Genomic DNA, 8,703 nt, shown 5'->3' with positions numbered 1-8,703 from the left:
CCGGGTACCAGAAACACAACCCAAGAACACACCACACCACAAAAAACCCACCCCCCCCCCCACCCCGACGCGCCCAAATCACCCGTCCGGACAACGCTCCCTGGCGGCCAGACAGAACCGGGAAGCAAACCGGAGCGGGCGGGAGTACCCGCACTGAAGGGACGGGCCGGAGGAGGAAAAAGCGGCCCGCCGAAAACCCAAGGCGGAAACGCCGAACGCCCCACCCGAATCATCCGCCCCCCGACCGCACACCACCCGCCCAACACAGGGCACACAAGAGAGGCAACCCCCTGGGCGCCTGCCCGCGCGCGACGCGACGCGCGCGCGTGTTCTATATACCGACCTAACACCGGGTTCGTGGGACGCCAGGTTGCGTGCACCCGAGCACCGGGCACCCCGCTCGAGCTTCGGGGCGCGGCCGTGCGTTCGCGTGGGGACATCACGCACGCGGCGCTGTGACGACAGCGCCAGGGACCGGGAGAGACCGAACCCTTACGGCACCGCGTCCCGGAAACACCGGACCACTGGTGGCGCCAACAAACCGTCGCGCACGCCGGCACCGCACCTCCCGGGATACAAGCTGATACCCCGACACAAAAAAAAGAGTTCCGGCACCCCATGGAATCGTAAAAAACCCCGCTCTCCCGTGGCCACAGAACACCAGCCCGCAAACAGGCACGCGCCAAACGGGAACACTGCCGGAGGAAGCATCCAAAAAGTTATACGGGGAAAAATACTTTCAACACTCCCGAGACGGGAAACGGCCATTGAATCAAACACAATCGATGATCTGCTGAGTCGGGGCATTAAAAACCACATTTTTGTCACGAATCGGGCGTTTTACATTTGACACGCAAGCGCGACTCGGACACTCTCTTATGCGACGCGCATGACGGTCATTCCACAGAACACGGTTAACCGTTAGAAAGAACAGGGCTTTTTAGGCACTCCCGACCGCCTGCGGGCTGCTCGTGACGCCAAGGCTGACCTTTACAAAATCTTTAGAGTTTTCGATCACTCTGGATCGCTATAACGAGAACTCTCGAGAACAAGAGGTCGCGTCCGACGACCCGCCATACACAGCAGGAGTACACGAATGACACCGACTCGCAGACCCGTACTGTTTATGCTCGCCGGGTCCGTTCTCGGGGCCGCCTGTGCCACACTGGTTTATGTCGGGACAAGCCGGACTCCTTCGGAGCCCGAGTTCGCGGAGCCCGGTCTGTCCCGGATCGAGACCCTCGTCAGCCAGGTCAGTGCCGCATCGATCAACGGTGCCGACAGCGGACAGGTCAGTCACGCCCCCCTTTCGCGGGGCGGCTTTTCTGTTGAGGGCGACTGGATGGACCTGGACGCCTTCGGACACATCCCCCCGTCGTTTGCGGCCCGCGCCGCGCTGACGACCTGGAATGCGTCGTTCGGCCCCACGCCCTCGGAGACCGTTCTGGGCGGCGCCCCGGTCGACGGCGAGGACGAGGCGGAAACCGCGCAGGACACGCAGGACGCCCCCGACGCGCAGACCCCCGGCACTGTGGCCAGCTCCACCGAACCCACGCTGCGGGCCGGTGATCTGGTGGACGTGTCCCTGACCATCAGCTCCGGCGAGACCTTCATGGGCCTTCTGCTGGACCAGGAAATTCCCCGCCAGACGGCGCTTGGCATCGTGGATGCCCTGAAGAAGACCTTCGACCCGCGCTCGCTTCGGGCCGGTCAGGACATGATGATGACCTTTGTCGTGTCGGACGAGGGCGATCTCACCTTCCAGAACCTGTCCTTCGAGCCCACCGTGGGCGAGACCATCTCCCTGACCCGCGCGGACGACGGCACGTTCTCCTCCAGCAAGCAGGCCGTGGAGACCGTCCGCCACATCGTGCGCTACGACGGCGTGATCACCTCGAGCCTCTTCGAGGCCGCCGTCCAGGCCGGAGCGCCCCAGAAGGTGCTCGCGGACATGATCCGCGTGTTCTCGTACGACGTGGACTTCCAGCGCGACATCCGCCAGAACGACAGCTTCGAGATTTTCTACGAGCAGATGGACACCAAGGACGGCCGCACCGTCCGCACCGGTGATCTTCTGTATGCGTCCCTGACCCTGTCCGGGAAGAAGTACCAGCTGTACCGCTACGAAAACGCCGACGGCGGCGTGGACTACTACAACGAGCGGGGCGAGGGCGTCCGAAAGGCCCTTCTGCGCACGCCCATCAACGGCGCGCGCCTGACCTCCAGCTTCGGCATGCGCCGCCACCCGATTCTCGGCTACTCGAAAATGCACAAGGGCGTGGACTTCGCGGCTCCCCCGGGAACCCCGATCTACGCCGCCGGTGACGGCGTTATTGCCAAGGCCGAGTTCGGCCGCGGATACGGCAACCACGTCCGCATCCGTCATGACTCCGAGTTCCAGACGGTCTACGCCCACATGCGCAACATCGCCCAGGGCATCAAGCCCGGAACCCGCGTCAAGCAGGGCCAGGTCATCGGCTATGTGGGCTCGACGGGTATGTCCACCGGCCCGCACCTTCACTATGAGATCGTGCGCAACGGCAGCCATGTCAATCCGCAGTCCACGCGCTTTGCCGCCAGCAGCAACCTGAAGGGCAAGGAACTGGCCGAATTCCAGCGCCAGCGTGACCGGACCTACGCCGCCTTCGAGGCAACCCCCTCGGGCACCAAGCTGGCCAGCGCCAAATAGGCGGGGCCGCCGCGTCAGCAGACAAAAAACCGGGCACCAGGCCCGGTTTTTTTGTGCCCGCCGCGCGGGGGCAGGACGGGGGAACAGAGAGAACAGAGTGCCGCCCAGGTGCCGGCATAAAGAACGCGAAAGGAAAGGGCGGGGCCAAGTTTCCGCTCCACGGCCGGACGGAGCCCGGCGGGGGAAGCAGAAGAGAGAGAGAGAGAGAGAGAGAGAGAGAGAGAGGCAGGGGCGGCCCTGTGTGTGTGCGTCCGACACAGCAGCCGGGATCTCGGCCGAACCGGCACACGGCCCACAGGACCGGCCCTGCCATTGCCCGTGGGTGCCGCGGGGGAACGGGCCACCCGGCGCACCAGCGGGGAGCTCGGCCCCGAAGGAGGGGGCCCGCCCCTACGAGGGAGAACAAGCTAACCGGCGCACACGGGCGCCGGAGCGGTTTCCGCAGCGCGGCGCGGTCTAGGAGTCGGAGCGACGGCCCCGGCGCCGGCCCTTGCCACCGCCCAGGGCACTGGCCCGAATGGGCTCTGCAGGAACAAGCCCGTCGGACAGGCCCATCTCCAGGCTTTCCAGCCGGCGCATCTCGTCGCGCAGGCGGGCGGCCTCCTCGAACTCCAGGTTCGCGGCCGCCTCCAGCATCCGGGTTTCCAGCGTGCGCAGGTGCTTGGCCAGCGGCACGCCGTCGTACATCCCGTCCACCAGGCGGGTGGTCTCCCGGTTGGCCGGATCCACGGTGACGTAATCCTGCTCGGCCACATGGGCCAGCACATCGGAAATGCGCGAGCGCACGGTTTCCGGGGTGATGCCGTTGGCCTCGTTGTAGGCCATCTGTTTCTCGCGGCGCCGGGCGGTCTCGTCCATGGCGTAGCGCAGGGAGTCGGTGATCTTGTCCGCGTACAGGATGACGCGGCCCTCCACGTTGCGGGCGGCCCGGCCGATGGTCTGCACCAGCGAGGTCCGGGAGCGCAGGAAGCCCTCCTTGTCCGCATCCAGGATCGCGACCAGCGCGCACTCAGGGATATCCAGGCCCTCGCGCAACAGGTTGATGCCCACCAGCACATCGAAGGCGCCAAGGCGCAGATCCCGGATGATCTCGATGCGCTCCAGCGTGTCCACGTCCGAGTGCATGTAGCGCACCCGCACCCCGTGCTCGGTCAGGTACTCGGTGAGATCCTCGGCCATGCGCTTGGTCAGGGTGGTGACCAGAACCCGCTGGTCCCGGGCGGCCACCGCCCGGACCTCGGCCAGAAGGTCGTCCACCTGGGTTTCCACCGGACGGACCACGCAGACCGGATCCACAAGACCCGTGGGCCGGATCAGCTGCTCGACCACCTCGCCCTGGGTCCGCTCCAGCTCCCAGGGAGCCGGCGTGGCGGACACGAAAATGGACTGGGGCCGCATGGAGTCCCACTCCTCGAACTTGAGGGGGCGGTTGTCCACGCACGAGGGCAGGCGGAAGCCGTAGTCGGCCAGGGTGCTCTTGCGGTTGAAGTCCCCCCGGTACATGCCGCCGATCTGGGGCACGCCCACGTGGCTCTCATCCACGAACAGAAGGGCGTCCTCGGGCAGGTACTCGAACAGGGTGGGGGGCGGCTCGCCGGGACCGCGCCCGGTCAGATGCCGGGAGTAGTTTTCAATGGACTTGCAGTGGCCGGTGGCCTCCATCATCTCCAGGTCGAAGCGGGTGCGCTGCTCCAGCCTCTGGGCCTCCAGCAGCTTGCCCTCCTCCTGGAAGGTGACAAGACGCTCCTTGAGCTCCTGCTTGATGGTCCGGATCGCCTGGGACAGGGCCGGGCGCGGCGTCACGTAGTGGCTGGCGGGATAGACCGAGATGGTGTCGAGGGCCATGTGGACCTCGCCCGTCAGGGGGTCGAACTCCCGGATGGCCTCCACCTCGTCGTCCCAGAGGCTGATCCGCCAGGCCCGGTCCGCGTAGTGGGCGGGAAAGATCTCGACGGAGTCGCCCCGGACCCGGAACGTCCCGCGGGTGAACGCCGTGTCGTTGCGGGTGTACTGAAGCTCCACCAGTCCCTTCAGCAGGGCCGCGCGGTCCACGGTCTGGCCCTTGGTGACCGTCACGATCATGTGGGCGTAGGACTCGACGGCGCCGATACCGTAGATGCACGAGACGGAGGCAATCAGGATGACATCGCGCCGCTCCAGCAGGGCCCGGGTGGCGGCGTGGCGCATCCGGTCAATCTGCTCGTTGATCGAGGAGTCCTTTTCGATGTACGTATCCGTTCGGGGGACATACGCCTCCGGCTGATAGTAGTCGTAATAGCTGACAAAATACTCGACGGCGTTGTCGGGAAAGAACGCCTTGAACTCGCCGTAGAGCTGGGCGGCCAGCGTCTTGTTGGGCGCCATGATCAAACTGGGTCGCCCCATGGCCTCGATCACCTTGGCCATGGTAAAGGTTTTGCCGGAGCCCGTTACGCCCAGAAGAACCTGGTCCCGGTCTCCGGCCTCCAGGCCGCGGACAAGACTGGCTATGGCCTCCGGCTGGTCGCCCGCAGGGGCGTACTCGGAGGCAAGACGAAACTCCGCCCGTGATCCGGCGGCGGGGCGTTGATAAAGCGGGACAGGACAAGGCATGGACATAGCCCTGACGATAGGATCAAATCGAGCCCGATGCCAGTGGCACGGTAAAAAAAGTCGTTTCCGGAGGACTGTTTCCCCATGGGCGTGATCAACAACGCGCGGTATGCGCGCTCCACCCGGCTGCACGTCGGGAGCATCGAGCTCCAGCCCGTCTTCTTCATCCTTGGGATTTTGCTGACGATTCTGGGAATCGCCATGCTGGGCCCCGCCATCCTGGACATTGCCCTCAACGAGAGGGACTGGCGGGAGTTCCTCCTGTCCAGCGGGATCACCGTCTTTGCCGGGCTGATGCTGGTGGCGTCGAACCACCGCCGCTCGTCCCAGCTGAACCTGCGGCAGGGCTTCCTCCTGACGGCCCTGTCCTGGCTGACCCTGTCCTTCTTCGGAGGGCTGCCGTTCGTCTTTGCCAACGACAACGTGGGCATGACCGACGCCATCTTCGAGAGCGTCTCCGGCCTGACCGCCACCGGCGCCACGATCCTGACCCATCTGGAGCACCAGCCTCCGGGGCTCCTGCTATGGCGCTCGCTGCTGCACTGGGTCGGGGGAATCGGCATCATTGGCATGGCCACGACGCTTCTGCCCGCGCTTCGGGTGGGCGGCATGCAGCTGTTCCGCGTTGAGAACTCGGACACCAGCGAGCACGGCATGACCCGCTTCGCCGGCCTGGGGGCGGCGATCCTGGTCGTCTACCTGACCATGACCTTTGTCATGATCGGCGGTCTTCTGTTCGCGGGGCTCCCCACGCTGGAGGCCGTGTGCCTGGCCATGTCCGCCGTCTCGACGGGGGGCTTTGCCAACTCGGACTCGTCGGTGGCGGCCCTTCCCCCGATGGCCCTGTGGTTCCTGATCGGAGGCATGGTGCTGGGCGCCCTGCCCTTCCTTCTGTACGTGCGCGCCATCCGCGGCCGCCCCGAGGCCCTCTACCGTGACCCGCAGGTCCGGGGCTTCCTGGCGATTCTGGTGGTCTTCTCGCTGGTGATCTCGGTCTATCACTGGATGAAGTCGGATGTCGGGTTCCTGCAGGCGATCACCACCGGCACCTTCTCGGTGACGTCGGTCATCACGACAACGGGCCTGGTCTACGAGGACTACTCGGCCTGGGGCAGCTTCGCGCTCCTGTTCTTCTTCATGCTCCTGTTCTTCGGCGGGTGTACCGGATCGACCACCGGCGGCATCAAGACGTTCCGGTTCCAGGTGGCGTTCATCGTCCTGTCGTCCCACATCCGGCGCCGCTACCTGCCCCACGCGGTCGTCATGCCCACCTACGGCGGGCGCACCATCGATGATGATATTGCGGTCTCGGTGTGCCTGTTCTTCTTTGCCCAGGCGGTGACGATCTGGTTCTTTGCCCTCATTCTGGGCTTGCTGGGCCTGGACTGGGTCAGCGCGATTTCCGGCTCGGTGGCCACGGTCTGCAACGTGGGCCCCGGAGTGGGCGCCATCATCGGCCCGGTGGGGAACTACAGCAGCCTGTCGCCGGAGGCCAAGTGGGTGTTCTCGGCGGGCATGCTGATGGGGCGGCTCGAGCTGTTCACCATGATGGTGCTCCTGGACTACCGCTTCTGGAGGGACTAGGGGAAACGGGGCAAGACCAGAGCCTGGGCCGGACGGGACCGGGGAAGGGGCTGACGGCCGCCTCGCGTGGGCGGCGCCCTCCGGCCGGGCGCCGACTCGGCCGCCGGAGCCGGCTCCCGACGGGACGCGCGGTCCCCTGCGGGCCCATAAAAGGCCGTTGTTTCCTGCGGATATGACGCCCGCACCCTCAAACACGCTTGCCGCAAACGGGTGGCGGGAGTATTGTCGTCCGGTTTGTCTGGAAGACGGAAGCACACCTCACGCCGCCGGCCCCGTCGGCGCCCGGCAGGGTGCGCCGCTCCCACTTTTGCCTCTCCTTGTCATCAGGTTCCGAAAGAGGACGTCATGTCAATCATTGCCGAGCGCCTTTCCGCCATCAAACCCTCTCCCACCATCGCGGTCACGACCAAGGCAAACGAGCTGAAAGCCGCCGGACGTGACGTGATCGGCCTGGGCGCCGGAGAGCCGGACTTCGAGACCCCGAAGCACATCCGTGATGCTGCGATCGAGGCCATCAAGATCGGGCAGACGCGCTACACCCCGGTTGCGGGAACCGTGGAGCTCCGCAAGGCAATCCAGGCCAAGTTCAAGAGAGAGAACGATCTCGACTATACCCTGGACGAGATCACCGTCGGCTGCGGCGGCAAGCAGACCATCTACAACGCCATGATGGCCACGGTTCAGGCCGGTGTTGAGGTCATCATCCCGGCTCCGTACTGGGTGAGCTACCCGGACATCACGCTGCTGTGCGGCGGCACGCCGGTGTTCGTGGACTGCGCCGAGAAGAACGGCTTCAAGCTGGCCCCCGAGGATCTGGACCGCGCCATCACGCCGAACACGCGCTGGCTGATCCTGAACAGCCCCTCGAACCCGACGGGCGCCGCCTACTCGAAGGCCGAGCTCCGGGCTCTTGCGGACGTGCTCCTGAAGCACCCGCATGTCTGGATCATGACCGACGACATGTACGAGCACCTGGTCTACGACGGCTTCGAGTTCGCCACCATCGCCCAGATCGAGCCGAAGCTGAAGGATCGCACCCTGACCCTCAACGGCGTCTCGAAGGCCTACTCCATGACCGGCTGGCGCGTGGGCTACGCGGCGGGCCCCGCGTTCCTGATCAAGGCCATGAACACGCTCCAGAGCCAGTCCACGACCCACACGAGCTCCATTTCCCAGGCAGCGGCGGTGGCGGCTCTGAACGGCCCCATGGACTTCCTGCCCGAGCGCAACGCCATCTTCAAGCAGCGCCGTGACCTGATCGTGGACGCCATCAACGCCTGCCCGGGCCTGTCGGTCCTGAAGCCGGAAGGCGCGTTCTACGTCTACCCGTCCTGCGCGGGCGTGATCGGCAAGACGACGCCGTCGGGCAAGCTGATCACCAACGACGAGGACTTCGTGACCGAGCTCCTGGAGGCCGAGGGCGTTGCCGCGGTCCACGGCGAGGCGTTCGGCCTGTCGCCCTACTTCCGCATCAGCTACGCGACGGCGACCCCGGCGCTCGAGGAAGCCTGCAAGCGCATCCGCCGCTTCTGCGACAGCCTGAGCTGATCGCGGGCCTGTCGGCCGAGACCCAGGAAAAAGCGCGCCCCGCCCGGCGCGCTTTTTTTGTGGCACCGGGGGAGAGGGGCTCGGAGGACACCGGCCCCGGGCACACAGGTGGGGGTTTTTTGTGGCTCGGGAGGACGGGGAGCCCGCGACCGCTGGCAGCGCCGGACACGGGTCCGCAGCGCCCCCGCGCACCCCCAGCGCTGCACGGAACCGGGTGTTTTCCGCCCCCGATCCCATGGCGCGCGGCCCCGGATCAACCATTGCTTTTCTGCCAGCGGCCGTTAGGGTAA

The 8,703-nt window shown here is 65.8% G+C and carries 4 protein-coding genes; 3 read left to right on the top strand and 1 reads right to left on the bottom strand.

The genetic code is table 11. The annotated features are described in order from the left end of the window. The first annotated feature begins 1,096 nt into the window (after positions 1-1,096). Positions 1,097-2,689, top strand: coding sequence for a M23 family metallopeptidase (locus tag IHV25_RS03095; RefSeq protein WP_192533532.1), 1,593 nt, complete (start codon positions 1,097-1,099; stop codon positions 2,687-2,689). A gap of 456 nt (positions 2,690-3,145) precedes the next feature. On the opposite strand, the gene uvrB is transcribed toward IHV25_RS03095, so the two are convergent. Continuing rightward, positions 3,146-5,287, bottom strand: coding sequence for an excinuclease ABC subunit UvrB (gene uvrB, locus IHV25_RS03090; RefSeq protein ID WP_192533530.1), 2,142 nt, complete (start codon positions 5,285-5,287; stop codon positions 3,146-3,148). 78 nt (positions 5,288-5,365) lie between these two features. Here uvrB and IHV25_RS03085 point away from each other — a divergent pair, with 78 nt between their 5' ends. Further along, entirely contained in the window at positions 5,366-6,865 is a 1,500-nt protein-coding gene (locus tag IHV25_RS03085) for a TrkH family potassium uptake protein (RefSeq protein WP_192533529.1), read from the top strand. A 345-nt stretch (positions 6,866-7,210) separates the two neighbouring features. Then, positions 7,211-8,413 carry a pyridoxal phosphate-dependent aminotransferase gene (locus tag IHV25_RS03080; RefSeq protein WP_192533527.1) on the top strand — a complete coding sequence of 401 codons (1,203 nt, stop codon included), beginning with the start codon at positions 7,211-7,213 and terminating at the stop codon, positions 8,411-8,413. Positions 8,414-8,703: the final 290 nt, after the last annotated feature.

Origin of the sequence: Phaeovibrio sulfidiphilus, assembly GCF_014861485.1 — a bacterium.
Taxonomy (GTDB): domain Bacteria; phylum Pseudomonadota; class Alphaproteobacteria; order Rhodospirillales; family Rhodospirillaceae; genus Phaeovibrio; species Phaeovibrio sulfidiphilus.
The sequence above is the reverse complement of the archived record's forward strand: the minus strand, read 5'-3'. Positions and strand labels throughout refer to the sequence as shown.